We start from the raw sequence: 23,344 nt of genomic DNA on the forward strand, positions 1-23,344 counted from the left end.
AATGAATTTAAAATATTAATCCCAAGTTCCTGCCTTAACAGTCACATCTTTATAGACTTCCTGTTCTTTCACTTCTGACAATTGTTTTTCCCTGAATTGATTACCGGATATTTTGAGGATAGATTTCACCTCTGCTATAGCGATTGCCGGGAAGAACCGGCAGAACAACAGGAAGAAAGTCATGAAGATTCCCATCGTGCCCACATAGATACCAATCTCTACCCATGTTGGCGAATAGTACAGCCAGCTGGATGGCAGATAGTCTCTGTGTAAGGAGGTAACGATAATTACGAAACGCTCAAACCACATACCTATATTCACAAAAATAGACATGATAAAAGTAATGGTAACGCTGCGTCTCGCTTTTCTGAACCAGAATACCTGAGGAGATACCAGGTTACAAAACATCATTCCGAAGTAAGACCACCAGTACGGACCCATTGCCCTATTGGCAAAAGCGTACTGTTCATACATATTTCCGGAATACCAGGCTACGAAAATCTCTGTAAGATAGGCAATACCCACCATCGTACCGGTTAGCAGTAATATTTTATTCATAGACTCTATGTGAGCCAGTGTGATGTATTCTTTCAAATCCATGACGTGTCTTGCAACGAGCATCAAGGTTAATACCATCGCAAACCCTGAGAATATCGCACCAGCAACGAAGTATGGCGGCATAATCGTGGTATGCCAGCCGGGAACTATCGATGTGGCAAAGTCAAAAGATACTATTGTATGTACGGAAAGTACCAATGGAGTCGATAAACCCGCTAAAATTAAAGAGAGTGATTCCCAGCGTTCCCAGTGTTTGGCGCTTCCCACCCAACCGAAACTTAAGAAGTTATAAAACTTCCATCTTCCCGGAGTTTTAGACTGGTCTCTCACGGTACCGAAGTCAGGCACCAAACCTGTATACCAGAACAATAAGGAAACAGTAAAATAAGTGGATATAGCAAATACGTCCCACAATAACGGGGAAGTAAAGTTTACCCAGAGCGGGCCTCTTGTATTTGGATAAGGGAAAATAAAGAATGCATCCCATACGCGTCCCATATGGAATACCGGAAATAAGCCCGCACATATTACAGCAAAAATCGTCATCGCTTCCGCTGCACGGTTTACACCGGTACGCCATTTCTGACGAAATAATAACAAAATCGCTGAAATCAGAGTGCCTGCGTGACCAATACCGATCCACCAAACGAAGTTGGTGATATCCCATGCCCAGCCTACCGTTTTATTTGCACCCCATGTTCCGATACCGAAAGTAACCTCCCATACCAGACAAAACACACCAAATGCTGCAACAATAGCAGAAATTGATGTCCAAAATATCCATTTGGGCTGCAACTTTCCTGTCGTCGGTCTAACGATATCATTGGTAATATCCTTATACGTCTTGTTGCCGTGTATTAACGGTTCTCGTAGTGGTGATTCAAAATGACTTGCCATTATATGTAACTTTACTACTTTTTATAATTTATTTTGGTACTCCCGGTTGATGAATAAAGAAATCAGCCGGCTTTTCGTCTTTATTTCTAATTTTTACCTGATATCCCACGGCAGGTAAGAAATGTTGCTCTTCCAGTACAAAATAATTTCTTCCGTTGGTATCAAATGTTTTAGCAACAACACTTTCTTTATTATTCTGGTCTCCGAAGGTAATTGCATTGGTAGGACAGGCTGTCTGACAGGCTGTCTTAATATCGCCGTCTTTTAAAGGACGACCTTCATTTTTCGCATTCAATTTACCTTCCTGAATACGTTGTACGCAGAAAGAACATTTTTCAATCACCCCTCTGGTACGCGTCACCACATCCGGATTCAATACCATCCTCGTTAAATCTTCAAACATGTAAGATTGAGCTTCCGTATCGGTGAAAGAGCGTTTGCCGTCATTGAATTTACCGAAGCTGTCAGATCCCTGGTAATCCAGCCAGTTGAAACGACGAACTTTATAAGGACAGTTGTTTGCACAATATCTTGTACCGATACATCTGTTATAAGCCATTTGATTCAAACCTTCCGAACTGTGGTTGGTCGCATTTACCGGACATACGTTTTCACAAGGTGCGTTGTTGCAATGCTGGCACATCATTGGCTGGAAAGAAACATCCGGATTGTCAGGATTACCGTTATAATAACGGTCGATACGCATCCAGTGCATTTCCTGTGAACGATATACCTGACGTCTTCCAACAACCGGAACATTATTTTCAATACTGCAGGACACAACGCATGAACCGCAGCCGATACACGCATTCAGGTCAACAACCATACCCCAGTGATGACCTTGTTTGTAGTCATTTGGTTTATAGCCGTCGTATAATGAATTGCTGAAATGTTTTTTGATGTGCTCTCTGTCTTCGTTTCCGGAGTGGTCATTTTCCTTGTAAGCAGCAAGAGTCGTTTCTTTCACAATCTCCCCCCTGTAACGCATCGGGCGGTTCGGAAGGTTATTATCTTCCATTAATGAATGGTAGGTTTGATTAATACCCAATTCATAATTTTTACCTGTCAGTTCAATAGTGGCTCCATCTATGCTGTAGCCGGTAGCTCCATTTACTGCTTTTAAGAACGGATATACATCCTTACCTACGGCATCCCCTGCTCGGCCTGCTCTTACGCGGCCATACCCCAAGGCAATTGCCAAGGTGTTGGCTGCCTGACCAAACTGAACCACTACTGGAAGTTCCAATGATTTACCATTGATGGTCACTTTCGCAATTGGAACATTCTTATCGGATGGCATCGCATCGATTCCTTTTTCCTTAGCGTATGAATATGGGATACAAACATAATTATCCCAGGTTACCTTTGCAACAGGATCCGGCATTTCCTGTAAGAACGGGTTGTTGGCATATAAACCATCCCCGATACCCACTTTTTCATAGAATAAAACTTCCATGCCCTTTGGAGAAACTGCATCTTGTTTTACCGCTGCGATAGCAGCTGCTGCATTTGCACCGGCACCGCTGCCTGCTGAAACAGTACCGTAAAAACCTGCCTGAACTGCTGTCTGATAATTACCGCCCGTTAAAGCGGCAATTTCGTTTTCTGCGATTTGAGCAATAGGTGTAGCATCTCCGGCCCATGTCATCAATGATTCTGCCGCTTGTCTTGTATCGAATAAATTTCGGATGGCTGGCTGAACGAATCCGTAAAATCCTGTTTTTGGAGAAATGATATCCCAAGATTCCAGATAATGCGAGTTTGGACATACATATTTGCAATATTGAGCCGATTCATCCGGTCTGTCTGCTGTAGAAACCGATAATTCCGCTTTTTGTATGGCATTTTTAAATATTTCAGCGTACGGAGTATTGTAAACGGGATTAGTATCCAATAATATGATTCCTTTGTACACGCCGCTCTTCAAATCATTCGCCAATGCTGCCAGTGCTTCATCATTTCCTGACTTTAAATTATAGGTGTTCGCAGTGTCAATTACGCTACCATAATTTCCTAAGGTAGCATTGATGGCATTTACCAGCAACTGAATATCCACATCATTGGTACCGGATATAACAACTGATTTACCTTTTGCTGCCAATAATTCTTTGGCAACCTTAGCAATACCATCATTGGCATCCTTTCCGCTCAAAGCTTTAGAAGAAACACCACCGCCTACTGCTGCCAGTAGGTTCATCAATGCCTGTTTCTCTTCTGACGGTTTGACGGGATATCTGTAATCCGCACTTGCACCGGTAATAGTCATGGTAGACTGAAACTGGTGATGACGGGACATTTTGGGATTTTCTTTAGTCGGTACCCTGTTTGCAATATACTTTTTGGTATTTTCAACAGAAGATATTCCTGTACCTAAGAAGTCAGCATTGAAGCCTACAATTACATCCGCCTTATCGTAATTGACAGTAGGGATGATTGCACTTCCAATACTTATCTGATTCGCTTTTCTGGTGGCATAGCTGGAGATGGCATCATAGCTAACCACCGTAGTTCCCGGATAGGCAGCAACAAATTTATCAATCGCTTTTTTGGTAATGGTGGAAACTACAGAACCTGTTACCAAAGCTACCTTACCACCGCTTTGAACGATGGAATTCAGCTTTTGGGTAATTTCAGCATCCACCGCTTTCCAATTTGCCTTGCTGTTATTATAGGTTGGTGCCGCCAAACGGGTAACGTCGTACAAATTTAATACCGTTGCCTGTGTTCGGGCATTTGTGCCGCCTGAAGTTATTGGAGAATCGTTATTGCCTTCTATCTTTATCGGTCGACCTTCGCGCGTTTTAACAAGGATACTGACAAAATCATTACCATCAGTATAGGTTGATGCAAAGTAATCCGCAACGCCCGGCACAACTTCAGGTACTGCCTTTCTTGTATCAAGTGTGTAAGGGATCGCCTTATTTGTCGGAATCTTACAGGCAGATGCCAATGCTGCTACAGAAACGCTGAAACCCATAGCTTTCAGAAAATCACGGCGGTTGGTGCCGCCTGTTTCTTCGGCATCATTCGCCCCAATTTCAAAATTAAATTCCTTAGCCGCCTGTTCTTTGTATTGAGGAGTTTCATTTAACTCCTCTAAGCTCGTCCAATATTTTTTGTTACTCATTTATATATGCGTTAATTGAGTTCTTGAATATTAATAATGACATTTTTGACATTCCGTACCGCCGATATCTTCAACTGTAACTTTAGCTCTGGTACCTTTCTTCAACTCATCCTGATATTTCTGAAATATGGAATAATATTTATTGTCTGCGAATTTCACTTCGGTTTGTCTGTGGCAGTTGATACACCAGCCCATGGACAGTGGTGCAAACTGTTTCATCACCTCATATTCTTCCACTTTTCCATGACATGTCTGACAAGCGACCTTTCCTGCTTTCACGTGCTGGGAGTGATTGAAATAAACGTGATCCGGCAAATTGTGGATTTTCACCCACTCAATATTTTTAGGCGCGTTAACAAATTTTTTGTTTGTCTGCGTCCCAACCTGCAAAATCGTAAATCTTAGCTATTTCATCTTTGCCGTATTTGGGTCCCTGCTGAACGTATTTGTGGCAGTTCATACAAATTTGCGTACCCGGAATGCTGGCGTGTCTGCTTTTTTCCACTCCGGTATGGCAATACTGGCAATCAATTTTATTCTGGCCTACGTGCAGTGCGTGAGAAAACTTAATCGGCTGATCAGGCGCGTACCCCTGAGAACGGCCCAAATCAATCGCTCCGTTAAAGATATTGAAGACCAGAAGGATAGATGCTATCAGCAGCAGCACCTTGAATGTTTTCCTGCTGAACAGTTTTTTACTAAACGGAACATCTTCCACCACCTCCCCTTTTTTCTCTCTGACTACCTTATCCAATTTTGCAGAAACACTCCATAACAGTGCGGATAGAACTATTAAAAATGCCAGTAATGCCCAAATATACCATGTTGCTGTACCTTCGTTGGCAGCTGTTGCAGTATTTCCAGCGGACGATGATGGCCCGGCAGGCGGAGCTTCAAAAGGTAATGCAACACCGGCAGATTTTGCTTTAACATATACTAATATGTTCATGATTTGCTCGGCAGACAACTGCGGAAATGCCTGCATCACCGATTTGTTATATTCGGAAAAAATTTTGTTAGAATACGGGTCTCCGCTGGCAATCAGTTTGGATGAATTTTGAACCCAGGCAACAATTTTAGCTTCACTTTCCCATCTGTCCCAAACCCCCGTTAAGGCTGGTCCTACTAGTTTTCTGTCAATGGCATGACAGGCGGTACAGTTAGCTTTGTACAGTTCCATACCTTGTTTAGCCTTATCTACCGCTGCAGCATCTGTCGGATTTACATCCGGAACAGCAACTGCTCCAAAAACATTGGAAGTCAGCGATAAAGACAAGATTAGGACTATTAAAGGAAGGATTTTTTGGATTGGTTTACAAGAATACATTATGCGTCTAATTTTTCTCGGTTGCAAATATAGTATTCACTTAATTAATTAATAGTTTTTGTGGATAATTCTGCTATTTAGAATGATTTTAAATAATTTACATTGCATTGATTTTCAATAGAGATAGGGTAAGTTCTATCTAAATAAAAAAAGAATTTAATGTATGCTTAACATTTCTTTAGAATTTGTTAAAATTTTGGGGAACTTTTTGGAAAGTTTTATAAAAATTCCTGATTTTGACAGTTGCCAAAAGAAAAAGAAGTGCCATTTTCCACATTAAACGAAACAGAAAAGGGCCTGATGAAAATAATGCCGATTTTCAAAATATTGCAGTACGCTTAAAACCTCCAAACTACCCTAGACCTCCAAATACAAATGCCCACTGCAAAAAACCGGCTATACCACCCAATACCGCACCGACAAGTATCAGTTTGAATTCTTCTTCTTCAAAAGCCGGACGCAATACGCCAATGAAATCATCGGGAGCAAGTGCCTGCAGTTTCTCCCGTATGGTGGTTTCAATATCAAATGCTTTATCGGTAGACGGATACAGTTTTTTAAGCTTTCCGGGAAGCTGCCTGACCATATCTTTTACAATCAGATTTCGTATATCCTGATAGGCCCTGGTACCTTCCAATGCATTCAATATAGGAGCCGGAACAGAACCGGTTGCTTTTTGAACACTGCTGTTTACATTCTTTTCAATCAGGTGATACATCCGGTCGCCCCCCTTTTCATTCAGCATATGTTCCCAAAAATTTTCAGCATTCAGTACCCGTTCCGACATAATCTTACCATATTCTGCCGAAACTTCCTTTTGGCGTTTGATAAAAAGTCCGAGAAATTCCCAGAACAGTATCTTTACGGGATACTTAGGTGCAAAGATCAATTTCAGCGCGAGGTAGTTAGTTGCATATCCAACTATAATTCCGGCTACGGGCAATGTCCATGACCAGGGATAAAAATGCCAAAGGAGCATCTGCGGAATTCCGAAAATCAAACCGAACCACCACCCGGACATTTCAATAAATTTAAATTCGGCTTTGCCGCATCGGAGAAATATTTCATTTATCAGAGTCTTGTCTTTCAATAATTCATCGGTACATAATTTTTTCAAATCCATCAATTCGTGGATGTTTGTTTTCACATCCAGTATCATACCCTTTATGGCATTCGGAATATCAGCGGCTGTCCTGTTGTAAATGGTACTCTTTACCATCTTAGGTGTATTTTTCCATAAAACAGGCTGATGTTTCATCATGGCATCATTCACCACTTTTTCAGACAGTTCTTTCATATGTGGAGCCATTTCCTTTGCCACCTCATCCGGGTTAAGTTTTTCAAAAATTTCTTCCAGAGAAATCAGCTTGCTCGTCATCAGGTCTACTGAAATGGAAGCCATCTTGGGACCGTTGGCAGGAATGATACCCTGCCACCCCAATGGGATTTTTCCAATTTTCAGCCCCCAAAAATTAATCGGATAAAAGGTCATTTTTACAGCCTGCCAGTTGGTAAACCAACCTATAAAACCGGCTATTATCGGAATGGTAAGTAATTTTAACCAATAAATATGTTCACTAAAATACTGTAGTATAGCATCCATAATATTAAAAAGGTATTTAAAAGAAAAAATCTGAATAAAAATATTCAATTTTCACTATACATTGACAAAAAAGTCAAGTTTACTATCATTTTAAGTATTTTGGTACGGATTTTTCTGTACTCTGACTATGAATCACCATTAAAATAGTAATTATGAAAAGAATTTACATACAACCATCTCTCTATATCCCTGTCTTTATTTTTATACTCGGCTCCTGCCAGAGTATTAAAAAAAGCTATGAAAGCAGGAATTATGACAGCGTCATTCTGCAATTCACACAAAAGAAAAAAGTCAGCGACGAAGAAATTTCCATGTTCATCAAGTCTTATAATGCAGCATTGGACAGGGATAAAGAAAAAATCACCACGCTTAAAAGATTAAACAACGGTGACCGCTGGGAACAAATCTTCGATTTGTATTCTCAAATTAATGACAGACAAAATGCCGTTATGCGGGTGCTTCCCGTTTTTTACAGCGATGGCTCAAAAGCCAATGTAGAGGTATTTGACCTGAATTCGGCATTGGAGGAATCCAGGCAAAACAGTGCGCAGTCCTATTATGACCAGGGGGTAAAACTATTGAATTCCGGTGCAAAGAGTTCTATCCGTCAGTCACTCGATTACTTTGACGCTTCAAAAAAATTTTACATCAACTATAAAGATGTGAATGAGCTGATGGAAGAAGCACTGACCAAAGGAAAGAACTACATCCTGCTTATGGTCGAAAAGAATCCATCGCTGTTGCTGCCGGCTTCATTCGAACAGAGCATACTGGATAAAGTACGTCTGTCGCCTAATGATCAGTGGGTACGAATCGACTATCGGCGGGATGAACGCATAACATACGATCATGTCGTCAAACTAAACCTGTTTGATGTGGTTATAACTCCTGATGCAGTCAAAGAAACCAATACCACTGAAGAAAAGACGGTAGAAGACGGATGGCAGTATGTGCTGGACAACAAAGGTAATGTGAAGAAAGACTCACTCGGCAATGATATAAAAACGCCTAAATATTCCAAAATCTCCTGTATGGTAAAAGAAACCAGGATGAATAAAGCCGCTCAGGTGCTGGGCGATGTTACGATATTTGAAGCGCAAACTAAAAATTTTATAAAAACAAGCAAATGCACAGGAAACGCCGTTTTTGATTATACTTTTGTTCAGCTATTCGGCGACAAAAATGCACTGAGCAATACAACGTTGCAGAAACTGAATAATCCGCCGATGGTTTTCCCGGGTTCGTTTGAGATGGCAGAACGCTCCAAGGAGGAACTCATCCGTTGTTACCAGGATTTTGTTAGCGCAAACTACAACCTATTTGCCTTTACAAAATAGCAGCGTATCGTGAACGGAGTACAATCAGTAACGTTATAAAAATAAAAGCCAATCATTTGAAAGCTATCAGACATTATTTTCCAGGTTTATCTGCTGAACAACTACAAAAGTTTGAACAGTTATTGCCGTTATATAAAGAATGGAATGAAAAGATAAATGTCATTTCCCGAAAAGACATGGATAATTTTTATGAAAGACATGTTCTGCATTCACTGGCTATAGCAAAAGTGCTGTCGTTTGAGAAAGGAGATGTTATTCTTGACATCGGCACCGGGGGGGGATTTCCGGGAATTCCGCTTGCGATACTTTTTCCGGAAAGCAGATTCATCCTCGCTGATTCGATTACCAAAAAGATTTCCGTGGCAGGAGCCGTAATAAATGCCTTAGGTCTGAAGAATGTTGAAGCAAGGGCCATACGCGCCGAGATGATAAAAGAACCGGCAGACTATGTGGTCACCAGAGCGGTAGCGAAGGTGAATGACCTGTTACATTGGAGCAAAAACAAACATCCAAAAAAAATAATCGCACTGAAAGGCGGCGACCTGAAGGAAGAATTACAGGGCATACAGAAAAATATCCGCATCGTTGATATTCCTGATTTTTTTACGGAGCCATTTTTTGAAACGAAGAAGGTGGTGGTTATAAATTAACCCGAATAACGATTCAGCTGTGTATCAATTCTTGACAGCCTTTGCTTCTTCTATCATCAGTTGTTTCCCTTCATCCGTATTGAGTATGCTTGCAAAGTTTCCGTTTCCCGTTTGCGACAGCGCTCTCAATTTAGTGAAAACGTATTCCGTATTTTTTCCAAAGCAGAAGATGGACAGACTGATATTCTTGGAGCGGCCGGCAGCGATGGACTGCAACATTCTTTTATACTCTTTATCCCCGGATGTAAACAAACCGTCACTTGCCAGAATGATACGGTTATTGCCATTGGATACGAAGTTACTGAGTGCTGTTTTATAAGCCTTATCCAAAGCGGCACTTCCCTCCGTCGTACTACCGAATGTCAACGCTTCAATCGTCTTTCTGATTTTTTCATTATCGGATGCCGCGGTTGACGGCAAAATTTCTTTCACCGTACTGGAGAAAGTTAGAATGGCAATCCGGTCAGTCGGACGCAATTCACCCACCAGATAGGTCAATGCATCTTTCAGCAGCGGCATCTTATCGTCTGCATTCATGGAAGCGGAAACATCAATCAGAAACACCAGGTTATTGGTGGCATAACCTTCTAAAACAGGTTTTGGCATCTCTTTCGCTTTTATAGAGAAATCCCGCTGACACTCCTTTTTGACAAAAATAAATCCATTCAGTTCATAATAATTCTTTGATGCCACCTTAATGGTATAATACCCATCCGGTACAACAGCAGTCGTTAAGATATTATATGCCCCGGAAGAATCGGTTACAACGGAAAATTCATACCCGTCACTGATAGACAGTGTAATATTTGCGCTCTTGACGGGTTCTTTTGTGTCCATATCCCTGATGATGCCTGTGATGTGCATACCATCCGCAAAAGCCAGCAAAGAGAAGAAAGAAAAGATAAGGGTGTAGAGCAGCTTCATGCTTTAAAATATTTCACAATGTAAAGTTATACTTTCGTTTTTGTATCTACAACTGTAAATTTTATGCTATTTTTAACCGGATGAAAAAGTACATTTCAATTCTGCTTTCATTTATATTGTTTTCCGGCAGTTTCGCACAGGATTCTTCCGCGCATAAAAGTTTCTACAAAATGAGGCTTTCCGTTGAGATTCCATTGGGGCTGATTACATTAGGAACAGGCGGTACGAGTTTAATTCTGCACGCAAAGAAGAAACCGCTCACTTTTGATGAAATCAGTGCCTTATCGCCTACGGATGTCAATAAATTTGACCGGTATGCCATTTACCAGCACTCCAGAGCGGCAGCCATTTCCAGTGATGTCTTTCAATATACTGCCATGGTGGCTCCGGCCTTTTTATTCATTGACAAAAAAATCCGGAAGGACTGGAAAACCGTTTTTCCGATTTGGGTCGAAACATTTGCATTTACATCCGCCATTACAATGTTTACCAAAGAACTGGCGAACAGGAACCGACCGTATGTTTATTCGGATTACGGCAACGGCAACAAATACAGCAAAAGTGCGCGATCATCCTTTTTCTCCGGACACACCAGCATCACAGCTGCCAGCACCTTTTTTATTGCGATGGTTTATACCGATTACCACCGCGATTCAAGATGGATACCGCTTATGTGGACGGGAGCTGCCCTATTTCCGGCACTTACCGCCCTGACACGCGTAAAGGCAGGAAAACATTACTGGACAGATGTAATTACAGGTTATGCTGTAGGCGCATTAGTTGGCACTCTCACGCCTTTCCTGCACAGAAGATCTTTTAAGCGTTGATAGAATTATTTATCCAGACATAGACTCTGTTGCCATCCGTATCTATGGAAAATGAACGGGGATAGACCGAAGAAAATACATTTTCGAATCCCGCATTTTCAATTTTATTCGCATAAGAGGATTCAATTTTTGAATACAGCAGCATTCCGCCCGGAAGAACCGTATTTTTCAACTCTGACAAAAAGGATTCTGTCAAAAACGGCATGGGTGTTTCATCCTCAATAAAAACATCAAACACAACCAAATCGAAAGATTTATGCTGCCGGATATATTGTGAAGCATCAGCCACCACATATTCCACCCTTTTCCCTGCATCTGAAGACAGGTATTTCTTTGCCAATTCCACTATCACTTCATCCGCATCAACAGCGGTTATTGAATTTATATGCGGATGATTGTCCAGTAAATCCACCACGCTGCCCAATCCAAATCCGAGTGCAAGTACGGAGCTAATGTCCCTGTTCGGGATATCAACGGCTTTAAAGGCTTTTGCAAAAGAAGTGTAGTTTTTCCCAAAAGAATAGATAGCCTTATGGGTGCTGAGTTTATATTGTCCTTTATGATAAGAAACGATTACTTCCCCGCTGAGCCGGCTTTCTCTTTTCTCTACGGGAAAGTCATAAATATAACTGAGTATGTTTCTATAAAAAGGATGCATTCAATCTGTATGGCTATGATTTAATTATGGGTTTAATAACTAACCTATTAAAGCAACCTGAACTGCCTGACGCTTTATATCTCACCGGCCTTTATGGTTGTTTCAGAAACTTTATGATATGCACCCTTCAATATTCGGAATGTTCTGTAATCAGCGGATAAGTTAACCTTTATCCAACCGTAATGTTTTTGCCCTTCTAAATAAAGCCTCAGACCGATATACCTGTCTCCGGCGGCTACATTCCTTGTCGAATCTACACCGGGATTAACTGTTGTAATATAGCCTGTTTTAGAAAAGGTTTTCCCATTGTTGATGAAGCTGCCGGCGGGCAATTCAGTCACAGGTGTTTTAAATACAACTGTGCCGGTTACTACTTCGTTTATTGAAGCCGGGCTGTTTTTAAACACAAGGTCACACGCCGGCGAACAACAAAAATTATACATTTGTATCCAATAATCAAATTTCCCGTCACTGTTAATATCAATGGAATCTGCTTTCATATGCAGGCCAGGAGATCCCGGAACAAAGAGTATCGTCTTGTTTACCTCAAACTCCATTATGTCAGGGTCATTGATTAGACTATTTTTTTTACAGGCAGCTGCCAATAAAGCAAAGATAATCGTTACTGTTATTTTATGCCTTTTCATAATAATCTGGTTTACTTTCCAATATACGGCAGAATCCGATCTGTTTCAATTAAACTGAGCAGCTGATGTCTTCTACTTATTATTCGTATCCGATAGTTGAAATCATCCCAAAGTATTCAATTTTCAGCTTCTCATTTCCTGTAGTATCTCATCGCTTCCGGTAAATATTTGGTTTGAATGTCATTAATGCGTGTTTCGTCACTCGGGTGAGTGCTTAAAAATTCCGGTACGCTTTGTCCATTTTTCACCTGTGACATCCTTGTCCAGAACCCAATCGCTTCATTTGGGTCGTATCCTGCCATTGCCATAAAAATCAATCCCATTCTGTCCGCTTCACTTTCCTGTTTTCTGCTGAACGGCAGCATGGCACCGATTTGGGCACCGATACCAACGGCATTCATAAAGATATTGCGCGTTTCTTTGGGCTTACTGGCAAGCGCAGCATCCAGCGCACTGAAGCCCAGCTGTTCCAGCATCGCAGCACTCATCCGTTCATTCCCGTGACTGGCAATGGCGTGTGAAATCTCATGACCCATTACCACCGCTAATCCTGTTTCCGTTTTTGTAATGGGAAGTATACCGGTATAGACGACTACCTTTCCACCCGGCATACACCAGGCATTTGCCATTGAATCACGTACCACATTATACTCCCATTTGTAGGATTGCATACGCTCTGAAAGTCCAATCTGGTTCATATAACTGGTGACCGCATCGGCAATCTTTGCACCTACCTTTTTGACCATATCCACATCAGTACCGGTGGCAATCACTTTTATTTTGTTTTCCGTCAGAAACTGCTGATATTCCTGAAACCCCATTTCGTTCAATTGTGCATCAGACAGCAGTGTCAATTGTTTTCTGCCCGTTATCGGATTCTGGCTGCAAGCCACCAGCATAAATGTCAGCGTTATGATCAGTACTTTATTCATAATTTTTATTTTGGTTTTGTGGTTTTACCTGTTGATTTTGCCGGAACTTCATCCGGAGAAACGGTATGATTTAAACCCGAATCATTCTTTGCCGGACCCGTTCCTTCTGCCGGAGTCTCTTCCGGATGGGTCACTTTTTTAGGAGGAGGGACATCCAGCGAAAACGGTTTTTTAGGCTTCTGCTTAAAATCATCTTTTGGTACGGAAGGGGGTGCAGCGGGTGTTTCTGCCGGTGTCACCTCTTCTTTTGGGGGAGTAACCGGAGTTGCATTAACAGGTGCGGGTGCCACAGGCTTTACTGTCTGAATACTCTTACGTTCTTTAAAGTCTTCCATACGGGCGACAAAATTGTCCCTCATGCTTAAGTCAGCAGACATGAATTCGAAGATAACATTTTTACCGTCCCGCTGCATTCGCTCATAATCTTTCAGCAAGACGAGCGTGTTGTAAACATCTGTAACGGAAGACGCTATCCCCATCTGCCCACGTTTTATTTTAAAGTAAATCCAGCCGCCATCTTTATTCTGCAAATAAATATTGACAAAGTCGCTTTCATAAGCATATCCGATTTCAATATACGCATCATACTGGCGCTTGATGATATCCTGCCCAAAGAAGGCAAGACTCACTTTCTCCACACTCTTGAAAGTGGCATCCTGTTCATCCCAGTAAAATTTGGAACCGCTTAAAAGCATGGAATAATCCAGCGAATTTGGAATAAACATGGAATCTGTCATAAACAGATTCGCAATCAGCGTATTAGCCTCCAATGTATCCTTTGTTAATGTTGCTATCGTCTTCTGGAAAGTCTTGTTCCTTTTATAGAGGACAAAATTGGGTGAACTGCTGGACTCTACAAATTGTTGGATTATAGTGCTTGCAATAGCAGGCTGCATGAAAAATTTCACCGCCAGATCAGCTGTAACCTGTAAATTCTGGGATGGCGGCGTAAACTTAAAGACTCCAACCGCAGCAACTTTACACGGCGCTAAATTAAGTCCGAATCCTATCTCTCCAATCGCATCAATCGCTTTCGAATTCTCATTGTACTTCATGCATGACGACTTGGAATAGCTTGATTTAAAGGCATTCTCATCACCAAATATGATTGTATTAGGCTCTGTCTTACTGAATATCATGGATCCCTTCACCGTCATGATGCTCGCATCATTTCTGTCGCGTTTATCCTGTAAGATAGCGCTGTAAAACTCCGGTATGCTTTTATCCAGCATCAAGCCTACAAAGAGGCTGTTATTTGCCTGACTTAAGACACTATCCATACTGACAGCCGGTTTTTTAGGATCGAGTGCCTGTATATTTGTTATCCAGTCACTGGTGTTGTTGGCAATATCAATCTTTACAGCTCCGTCCAAAAATACATCCTTATGCCTGGAATCGAATTCGAATTTCCCTTTATAGTAAATCTTATTATCCAGTTTAAAATTCTCTGCCTCATCAATAAGGGCCTTGCCAAATGTAAATATTTTTGACATATCTCTCTGATCCCCTGTTCTTCTTCCCTTTTTATCCAATGTATATACCTTACCTCTGTAAGGATTGTTTACATTAATTTCCGTTATTGCAATTTTTGATGTAGAACCGTTGTTCATTTTCATAAAATAATTACCGGTTCCGGTAAAATCATTTCTACCGACAATGTTAACTTCCGCATCTTTTACCGTATGGAAGGAACTGTCGGCGTTAAAGACGATACTGGCGTTTTTAAGGGTTCTGACGGTTCCATCCTGCTCTATAAAGATTTGTCCCTTATCCGGAATAACTTTTGAATCGGCCAGCAATAATTCGTTGATACCCCCAAAAAAGATAGAGTTATCATTTAAATTCAAATCGGCCGTAGTCGTAATAAATTTGAGTGAATCCTTTGTCGGATCAGTCGACAACAAAAAGAAAGTGGCATACTTGGAAACGGAATTCAGTGTGAGTTTATTATTCGCCAAATCAAATTTTAAGAACTTCGGATTGGCAACATACCTAAACGATTCCAGCGGTATTGTATCGTTCTTATTCAATTCAATATCTGCCACCTTGTTATCCAAATCAAATTTAGCATTCACATCATTCGATGCGAGAAGTGATACCCCGTCATTATTTGACAGATTCAATTTTCCGTTTCTGGCCTCAAACTGTCTTGCCTTAAAAGTGATATCATCAGACTGGAGTTTAGTTTTGTTCCACGAAAGCACTCCGACTCCTTTCAGCTTCTTTTTATACAATATGATTTTACCGTCCAATTCGGTGATGGCATTATACATACTGAATTTCTCCTCTTTTTCCGGTGAAACGACTAAAGAATCTGTTTTTACGTTCCAAATAAAGGAAGACTGATTGACCCTGGTTTGCGGCAAATCCGCATTTTTATCTTCCGTTATCCGAACGCTGTCAATTTCGGCATAAACACTGTCCATAAAAAAGAAAGCCGTATCCGCATACATTCTTGCTGGTCCAAATTCAAACAACCCTTTTCCAGATAGTCCGCTGCTGTTAAGTTTCAGGTCTGCCGTGTATTTCCCTTTATTTCCAAATAAGCTATATCCTTTTTCGCCGGTTTGCACGTCGATTCCATAGGATTTATCATCCTGTAATTTTAAACCGGATTTGATGGGTTCGAAAATACCGCCTGAAATTAGTTGTCCGTCTAAACTCAGGTTTTCCGTTGCAATTTCATTTAAACTATCCAATTTGAAAGGGAATACCTGATAAAAGAATTTATCCTTATCATATTTAGTCCCGTTCGGACCTTTGTCATAAAACGTTTTTGCCGTGTCGCCACTGACGAAATACGGATATTTTCTGTCATTATTCGTCCCTGACTTGTTATCGGGAGCGGCTATATGCAAAGAACCGGTGATATTCTGTATGGGTGTTTTGGAGCGTATTAACTTAATTTCTCCTCGTTCATTGGGTTTTCCATCCCCATCCGGAACATAGACTACCATAGAATCCACGTTTTTCATATTGAACGCATAGTTATCATAATCGAAATCCACTTTTTTGGCAACAAAATCAAACTTACCTGCCTGTATCTTTCCGGAGAGAGTCATCACCCTGTTTTTCGATAATAAAACGGTATCGTTATTAGGAATGAATTTGACACCTGATTTTGTACTCATATTAATTTCCTCCACACCGTAGATTTCAAGTACATTCGTATTGATATTTAACCGGGCGTTCAGATTTCTTTTGAAGGACGCGAACTTGATGAAATCATAATCCTGTTTACCACGGGCGGATAATGCCTGATTAACTAATTTTTCTTTTACTTCAATCATTCTTGTTGACGGATTATAATTGATGTATCCGTCTTCCACCAGCTTAAAGAAAATATGTTGTGATGCGAAAAACGGCGCACCCGGATTGATATCCAGCGCCAGTGCCTGAGCATCCACAAAACGATCCGCGCTACTTTCATAATATCTGAAAATTTTGTCAATTGGCCCCTGTTCGGAAGGTCCTTTGTATTTATTTTCCAGATTTGGCTGGTAATAATTAAATGATTCAAAAATTGCAGGCTTCTCTCCTGACAACGTAATCATACTGAATTTCATGATGGTACTGTCCAGATTCCATTTCAGCTCGTCGACAAAAAAAAACATTTTATGGTATTCACTTGTAAACGGCTGTTTGGATAAAGGTTTCATATCCCGATATGCCTTAACATCCTTATTTTTGGAGAAGTAGGAAAAATTGACAAACGGATGAATAATCGTATTGTCTTTTAAAAAGATGGTCATGGATGCATCCTCTACGGTAATATCCTTGAATTCCTTGATTTGAATCCTGTTAGCTGTAACACGAACCAGTTCTTTGCCGTCTTTGCCGGTCAGTGAAATCTTGGGAAGTACGGTATCCGAGCCAACGCCGTAGATACTGGTACCTTCCAATTGAAAACCGCCGCTGAATTTCACTTCTTTTCCGAGTGTATTAAAATTGACGTTATTGCTGTAAGAACGGAATTTTGGATATAATCTTTCCTGTGATTTTGCCTGCAATAATTTATCCGTGTAGGCACCCAACAGAACCTCACTCAGGACGGGTTTAAATGTAAACTTTGCAGAATCTATCTGGATATCCGATTTGCTGAAATTAATCTGATGGTTACCAAACTGTACAAAATTATTGGCTGGATCAAAACCTGCCCTCTGTAAGGTCATGCTGCCGGTTGTGCCAATCCATAAATTTTCCAGGGGGTAATATTTTCCTTTTTCATTTCTGATGGTAAGGGTATCCGAATTGGAAGTACCAATCAGCTCTGTGGCTGCAAATGTAAATACAGGCTTATCCCCTATAAGGTCAACGGTATAATCTCCGGTAGCCTGCCAGGTGTTGGTATTGGTGAAATACAATGCATTCTTCTTATATAGATTGGAGAGATATTCTATATAACTGGAAAACTCCTTAACATTCCCGATCTTCCCTTTATCTATCAAGGTTTGAAGAATATCGAAGTTTTTATCAATAGCTGCTGCGTTGGCTTTTGTGGCATCCAATGTCATTAACATGGCCGCAAACTGCATGAACACCGGGTATGCGGGTGCCTTTTTGACCAACATGGTTTGTGAAATGCCTTTAATCTTAAAAAGATAAGCTGCAGCCTTTCCCGTCGTTACGGATGACGGAAATTTATCCGCAATCTCTTTGCAGTCATCTCTTGTGCAGGTTCTTATAAAATCGGTATATGCTTTAGCAAAACCCGCATTATCTGCAGGAAATTCTTTCGGGTATTGTGCATGCAGTAAATGAGTCGTAGCAAAAAGAAATACAATTAAGTTCAACAGTTTTTTCATCGCTCGTTAATTTTCTTTTTTCTGAAATACCAAACACTCCCAGTTTTCCAGGTTACTATGATAGTTAGCTATCAAATTACATTCCAATGCTTTGTCCAAAATACATTTTGCGTCCTGGGTGTAAAACCCTGAAATGAATAAATGACCGTTATTAACCAACAACGATGCTAATTTGCCCATATTTTCCAGTAAGAAATTCCGATGGATGTTCGCAAGGATGCGGTTAAATGTTCGTTGTCCTAACGTATCCAAATCACCTATAAGAGCCGTTATGCTTTTGGATTGATTCAATTCTATATTTTCCAGACAGTTTTTATAACACCATTCGTCATTATCCAGCGCGGTGCAGTTGTCTGCGCCAAGCTTTTCAGCCAGTATGGCCAATATGCCTGTACCTGAACCGCAGTCTAATACTGATGTATGTTTAAAATCTATCAGCCGCATGCGCCGCATCATCTGCAGCGTAGTCGGATGATGCCCGGTACCAAATGACATCTTAGGTTCAATCACAATATCATAAGGCACCTGCTGATTGACAGGGTGGAAGGTGGCATGTACGTAAACAAACCCATCTATTAACAACGGATGAAAACTGCGTTCCCATTGTTCATTCCAGTTTTTGTTTTCCAGTGCATTTTTTTGGACTGTAAGCTGATAGGTTTCGGCTATCTCCTTAATAAATTTTTCGCCATCCGTTTGCTGTATGTCATTCAGATAAAGTTCGATGCAATCATCTTTTTCCTCAAAGCCTTCCGAATCAACTTCAAAAAATAATCCGGCGAAATCTTCTCTATCAAAATTTACCGGATACGATATGGTATATACGTGAATCATTTGATCAGTGCATTGCTTTTATAATATCCGAAAACTCCTGTACTTTCAGGGAAGCACCTCCGACCAGTCCGCCGTCGATATCAGGGCTGGCAAACAGTTCTTCCGCATTCTTCGCATTCACGCTGCCACCGTAGAGGATGGTTAGCTGTTCCGCAGTTTCCTTATTATATTTCTTTGAAATCTCTTTACGGATAAATGCATGGACCTCTTGCGCCTGCTCAGGTGTGGCTGTTTTCCCTGTACCAATAGCCCAAACCGGTTCATAGGCGATTACCATACTCCTGATGTCATTTTCAGGAAGCTGGAAAATGCAGTTATCCAGTTGTGTTTTGATGTATGCGAAATAACCATCCTGTTCTCTGACTTCGAGCGGTTCGCCACAGCAAAAAATCGGGTTCAGATTTTCTTTGTGAGCCTGTTGTATTTTGAGCAGCAGCTGCTCATCCGTTTCATTGAAATATTGTCTTCTTTCTGAATGTCCTATGATAACATATCGAACATCCAGTGAAGCAATGATTTTAGCGGATACTTCTCCCGTGTATGCCCCCTGTGCATACTCGCTGCAATTCTGAGCGGCGGCATAGAGATGCGGATATTTTACAAACATGGAGGAACAGTAATGAATGTAGGGGAACGGTGTTGCAATGACGACTTCTTTCGCTGCAGACAATTTATAAGAATCATAATTATCCAGTAACCCGTTAATCAGCACCACCGCCTCACTTTTAACGGCATTCATTTTCCAGTTTCCTGCTATAATCTTTCTGCGCATTATTTTCTGAATTCTGCTGTCTGTTCAAAAATGTGTTTCAATATTTTTTTATCGGTTTCCGTAATTTCTATACCCCGTCGTTCCATCACCCGTTGTGCCACTTCGCAGGCAATCTCTAATTGAAAAATGCCATTCTCACCCCAGGCAAAATCGCGTATAAATTTTGGATGAAAGCCTGCTCCAAACACATTGGCACAAACGCCGGCCACCGTGCCGGTGTTAAACATGGTATTGATGCTGCTTTTGGAATGGTCGCCCATAATCAATCCGCAGAACTGCAAATCAGAATTCACATAATCCTTCGCAGCATAATCCCACACCTTAACTTTTCCATAGTTGTTTTTCAGGTTGGAGTTATTCGTATCTGCTCCCAGGTTACACCACTCCCCTATGACGGAATTTCCTAAAAATCCGTCGTGTGCTTTATTGGAATATCCAAAAATTACCGAATTGCTGATTTCACCGCCTATCTTACAATGCGGGCCGATTGAAGTGTCACCATACACTTTGGTTTGCATTTTTAATGTGGAATATTCCCCTAATGCGAAAGGCCCCCTGATTGTACAGCCTTCCATCACCTCACTGTCTTTGCCCAAATAACTCGGCCCATGCTGGGCATTTAAAATGGAACATTCACATCTTACCCCTTCCTCCACATAGATTTCCTTTCCCAGCAATTGATTGGTGTCTGATAATTTTTCAGGGTTCGGAATTAATCCAAGCAGATGTATATCCTTGCGGATCTCCTCTCCGTTCCATTTAAAAATATCCCAGCTGAAGTTCAGTTTTTGCAAAGGATAAGCAGAAAATGCAATTATATATTCCTCCCGGTTTTTCCCTATCGTTTCCAATGACAGGGTTACCCGATTGGTTCTGACTGCGATAATGCAGTCTTCATTTTGCAGCAGGGTATTATTGCCCATTTGCAGAATTTCACGACAAAGTTCCGGATTTGGAAGTATGCCTGCATTGATATAAAGGGTAGCTTGTTTTTGCAGTAATGGATATTTTGCCTGCAAATAGTCCTGGGTTAATACATCCGTTGAAGTTTTCAGGTATTTTTCCCATTTCTCCCTGATGGTTAAAATACCAACCCGAATATCGGCTACCGCCCTTGTTGCAGTCAGTGGCAGTAAGTGATTTCTTTCTCGGCTGTCAAAAAGTACGATATGCGGGATAGACATACCGTAAAAATAAAAAAGTCGCAACGTAAAGTTGCGACTTTGATGAAATATCTTTGAGAAATGTTATTTCTTAGCGTATTTTTTGTTGAATTTATCGATACGTCCTGCAGTATCCAATAATTTAACTTTTCCGGTATAGTAAGGGTGAGATACATTAGATACCTCTAATTTCACCAAAGGATAATCATTGCCGTCTTCCCATTTGATGGTTTCGCGGGATGTTGCGCAAGATTTAGCTAAAAACAAATGGTCACAGGAAAAGTCTTTAAAAACGACTAATCTGTATTCTTTCGGATGGATATCTGGTTTCATAAAATTATTTTGAGAGTGCAAAGATACAGAATTTTCTTAAAATTTGAAAGATTGAAAATGAGATAATTATTAATTTTGCACCAAACTGAGAGGATTATACAAATTACTGACAATCAACTACATATTTGGTACACAGAAATTACTCCTTACTTTTTCTTCACGTTAATCTTCAGTGCACCACTCTTTTTCATGTCTGAGGTCAGCGAAACATTCTGTATTTTTTTACCGTCGTATACTGTTACAGAGGCGGTATTAGGCGGTTCCGTTCCCACATTCAGGGCGTGTAGAACCAGGTAATTTTGAGTTTTGTCCAAATGGAACTTTATGCTTTTTTTGGCCTTGGTGAGCAAGACATTTTCCAAAACCGGTACCTTATTCAGATACACATTCACAGAGTCACCATCTTCATTATACCTGTCCCAATATTCTATGGTGATATCCGGGCTGCTGACCTCAATTTCATCTTTCACCACAACCGGACGCATCTTGACATTTTCAAAAGTATCAATCACCGGAGCACGATCCTCTTTCTTTGCGACTATCTTAGTTTCTGATTTTGGCCTATCAGCTGTCTCCGGTTCCGGTTGCGCGACAACAGTATCAGCAGCCACAACCAGCCTTACCGACGCTATTTCCTTTTCCGGTGATTTTGGCTGAGTAGTCATTACAGCCAGAGGTTTAGGCTTATTACCATACTGATCCCATACTTTGTTAAAGTCTGTGATGGCATCGCTGTATTTTGGTTTGCGTAAATAGGCAGATCGAAGGCACTGAAACATGTCTTTCTGGATGTATTTTACCTTACAGGCATTATTCTTCTGATCTTTCAGCAGCCAGGTATCCGTAAACGTCATCTCCGTATCATCTTCATTCAGGTCAAATGTACCGTTGAGGCAGTCTATCCAATTGGAGGATTCTGTTTCTCTGATTAAAACAATTGTCGTGATTTCCAGAAATTTTTTACTGCAGATATAACCGCTCACATTGTATTCACCGAAATAAAACCCATTGGTGATTTTCAAACGGGCAGAAAAGATATCTCCGGGAGGCAGCTTCTGAACGGATAGCTGAACATCGTACGTATTATGTACATATTCAATGAAATTACCCACCCAGACTCCGTCAATATCTTGCGCCTTTAGTAAAGAAGAAGGATTATAGTACGAAGTGAGTATGAAAAACAAAAAAAAGTATAACAATCGTTTTATCACAACAACAAAATTAGATGAATCGATATTCAACTATCAAAATTATTGCCAAACTATTGTGGATAAGTGAAGGAGAGATGAAAAGATATCCGTAAAACCAACTGACCGAATGCTACAACAACAACGATTTAATATATTCAACGACCTCTTTGCCTCCCCTGTTTTTTTCTGCAGAGGTCAAAAATTGCTTCGGCAGTGTTTCCCATTGTTCAGCAAGTTTCGCTTTAAATGCCTTGATATTCTTTTGCACCTGCAACGCTTTCTCCTTATCCGATTTCGTAAAAACAACAGAAAAGGGTATACCCTGTTCGCCTAACCAGTTAATAAAATCCAAATCTATTTTTTGCGGAGAAATGCTGGCATCCACCAGCACAAAAACGTTTATCAGCTGACGGCGGTTCTGCAGATAATATTTAATCATCTTGCTGAACACCTCTCGGGTTGTTTTTGACACCCGAGCATATCCATAACCGGGTAAATCCACCAGCTGCCAGCTTTCATCAATCAAAAAGAGATTGATAGCCTGCGTCTTTCCGGGTGTCTGTGACACCTTTGCCAGTTCTCTGCGATTGGTGAGCAAATTTATCAGGGAAGATTTACCTACATTACTTCTGCCGATGAAAGCAAATTCAGGATAGTCCGTATCCGGACAATCATCTGATTTGGGAAAAGAGCCGATAAATTTTGCCGTTTGTATCAAGTTTCTGATTTATTTAATGCAAAGATGAATACTATTTTTGAT

19 protein-coding genes are annotated in these 23,344 nt (G+C 40.8%); 3 read left to right on the forward strand and 16 right to left on the reverse strand.

Annotated elements, in window-relative coordinates:
* Positions 1 to 15 precede the first annotated feature (15 nt).
* From nrfD to IPM95_04605, 5 genes are all read right to left on the reverse strand, one after another.
* Entirely contained in the window at positions 16 to 1,455 is a 1,440-nt protein-coding gene (nrfD, locus tag IPM95_04585) for a polysulfide reductase NrfD (protein ID MBK9328591.1), read from the reverse strand.
* A 28-nt stretch (positions 1,456 to 1,483) separates the two neighbouring features.
* A complete protein-coding gene (locus tag IPM95_04590; protein MBK9328592.1) occupies positions 1,484 to 4,582 on the reverse strand; it encodes a TAT-variant-translocated molybdopterin oxidoreductase in 3,099 nt (1,032 codons plus the stop codon).
* Between the two features lie 30 nt (positions 4,583 to 4,612).
* Positions 4,613 to 4,897, reverse strand: a complete 285-nt coding sequence (locus IPM95_04595) for a hypothetical protein (protein ID MBK9328593.1) — start codon at positions 4,895 to 4,897, stop codon at positions 4,613 to 4,615.
* 37 nt (positions 4,898 to 4,934) lie between these two features.
* Complete coding sequence (locus IPM95_04600; GenBank protein ID MBK9328594.1) at positions 4,935 to 5,858, reverse strand: c-type cytochrome; 924 nt, start codon at positions 5,856 to 5,858, stop codon at positions 4,935 to 4,937.
* A 403-nt stretch (positions 5,859 to 6,261) separates the two neighbouring features.
* Positions 6,262 to 7,512, reverse strand: coding sequence for a DUF445 family protein (locus tag IPM95_04605; GenBank protein MBK9328595.1), 1,251 nt, complete (start codon positions 7,510 to 7,512; stop codon positions 6,262 to 6,264).
* Positions 7,513 to 7,664: 152 nt separating this feature from the next.
* On the opposite strand from IPM95_04605, the gene IPM95_04610 reads away from it, so the two are divergent.
* A complete protein-coding gene (locus IPM95_04610) occupies positions 7,665 to 8,849 on the forward strand; it encodes a hypothetical protein (GenBank protein MBK9328596.1) in 1,185 nt (394 codons plus the stop codon).
* Between the two features lie 56 nt (positions 8,850 to 8,905).
* Positions 8,906 to 9,499 carry a 16S rRNA (guanine(527)-N(7))-methyltransferase RsmG gene (gene rsmG / locus IPM95_04615; protein ID MBK9328597.1) on the forward strand — a complete coding sequence of 198 codons (594 nt, stop codon included), beginning with the start codon at positions 8,906 to 8,908 and terminating at the stop codon, positions 9,497 to 9,499.
* Between the two features lie 24 nt (positions 9,500 to 9,523).
* On the opposite strand, the gene IPM95_04620 is transcribed toward rsmG, so the two are convergent.
* Positions 9,524 to 10,423: a VWA domain-containing protein gene (locus IPM95_04620; GenBank protein ID MBK9328598.1), complete on the reverse strand. Its 900-nt coding sequence runs from the start codon at positions 10,421 to 10,423 to the stop codon at positions 9,524 to 9,526.
* 80 nt (positions 10,424 to 10,503) lie between these two features.
* Here IPM95_04620 and IPM95_04625 point away from each other — a divergent pair, with 80 nt between their 5' ends.
* Entirely contained in the window at positions 10,504 to 11,250 is a 747-nt protein-coding gene (locus IPM95_04625; GenBank protein ID MBK9328599.1) for a phosphatase PAP2 family protein, read from the forward strand.
* Here IPM95_04625 and IPM95_04630 read toward each other — a convergent pair.
* The 10 genes from IPM95_04630 to IPM95_04675 form a co-directional block, all read right to left on the reverse strand.
* Positions 11,240 to 11,908, reverse strand: coding sequence for a methyltransferase domain-containing protein (locus IPM95_04630; GenBank protein ID MBK9328600.1), 669 nt, complete (start codon positions 11,906 to 11,908; stop codon positions 11,240 to 11,242). The genes IPM95_04625 and IPM95_04630 overlap by 11 nt on opposite strands.
* A 74-nt stretch (positions 11,909 to 11,982) precedes the next feature.
* Complete coding sequence (locus IPM95_04635; protein ID MBK9328601.1) at positions 11,983 to 12,555, reverse strand: hypothetical protein; 573 nt, start codon at positions 12,553 to 12,555, stop codon at positions 11,983 to 11,985.
* Between the two features lie 131 nt (positions 12,556 to 12,686).
* Positions 12,687 to 13,487, reverse strand: a complete 801-nt coding sequence (locus IPM95_04640) for a M48 family metallopeptidase (GenBank protein ID MBK9328602.1) — start codon at positions 13,485 to 13,487, stop codon at positions 12,687 to 12,689.
* Positions 13,488 to 13,492: 5 nt separating this feature from the next.
* Positions 13,493 to 18,292 carry a hypothetical protein gene (locus IPM95_04645; protein MBK9328603.1) on the reverse strand — a complete coding sequence of 1,600 codons (4,800 nt, stop codon included), beginning with the start codon at positions 18,290 to 18,292 and terminating at the stop codon, positions 13,493 to 13,495.
* A gap of 6 nt (positions 18,293 to 18,298) precedes the next feature.
* Entirely contained in the window at positions 18,299 to 19,126 is an 828-nt protein-coding gene (prmA, locus tag IPM95_04650) for a 50S ribosomal protein L11 methyltransferase (protein ID MBK9328604.1), read from the reverse strand.
* Positions 19,127 to 19,130: 4 nt separating this feature from the next.
* The gene (locus tag IPM95_04655; GenBank protein MBK9328605.1) at positions 19,131 to 19,898 is read right to left on the reverse strand and encodes a triose-phosphate isomerase; all 768 of its coding nucleotides are present in this window, start codon (positions 19,896 to 19,898) and stop codon (positions 19,131 to 19,133) included.
* A complete protein-coding gene (locus IPM95_04660) occupies positions 19,898 to 21,082 on the reverse strand; it encodes a GlmU family protein (GenBank protein ID MBK9328606.1) in 1,185 nt (394 codons plus the stop codon). The genes IPM95_04655 and IPM95_04660 overlap by 1 nt, the downstream gene beginning before the upstream one ends.
* Positions 21,083 to 21,145: 63 nt before the next feature.
* Complete coding sequence (locus IPM95_04665) at positions 21,146 to 21,394, reverse strand: type B 50S ribosomal protein L31 (protein MBK9328607.1); 249 nt, start codon at positions 21,392 to 21,394, stop codon at positions 21,146 to 21,148.
* Positions 21,395 to 21,540: 146 nt separating this feature from the next.
* Complete coding sequence (locus IPM95_04670; protein ID MBK9328608.1) at positions 21,541 to 22,578, reverse strand: hypothetical protein; 1,038 nt, start codon at positions 22,576 to 22,578, stop codon at positions 21,541 to 21,543.
* Between the two features lie 136 nt (positions 22,579 to 22,714).
* A complete protein-coding gene (locus IPM95_04675; protein ID MBK9328609.1) occupies positions 22,715 to 23,302 on the reverse strand; it encodes a YihA family ribosome biogenesis GTP-binding protein in 588 nt (195 codons plus the stop codon).
* Positions 23,303 to 23,344 lie beyond the last annotated feature (42 nt).

The organism is Sphingobacteriales bacterium (assembly GCA_016719635.1).
In the GTDB taxonomy this organism is placed as follows: Bacteria; Bacteroidota; Bacteroidia; order Chitinophagales; family JADIYW01; genus JADJSS01.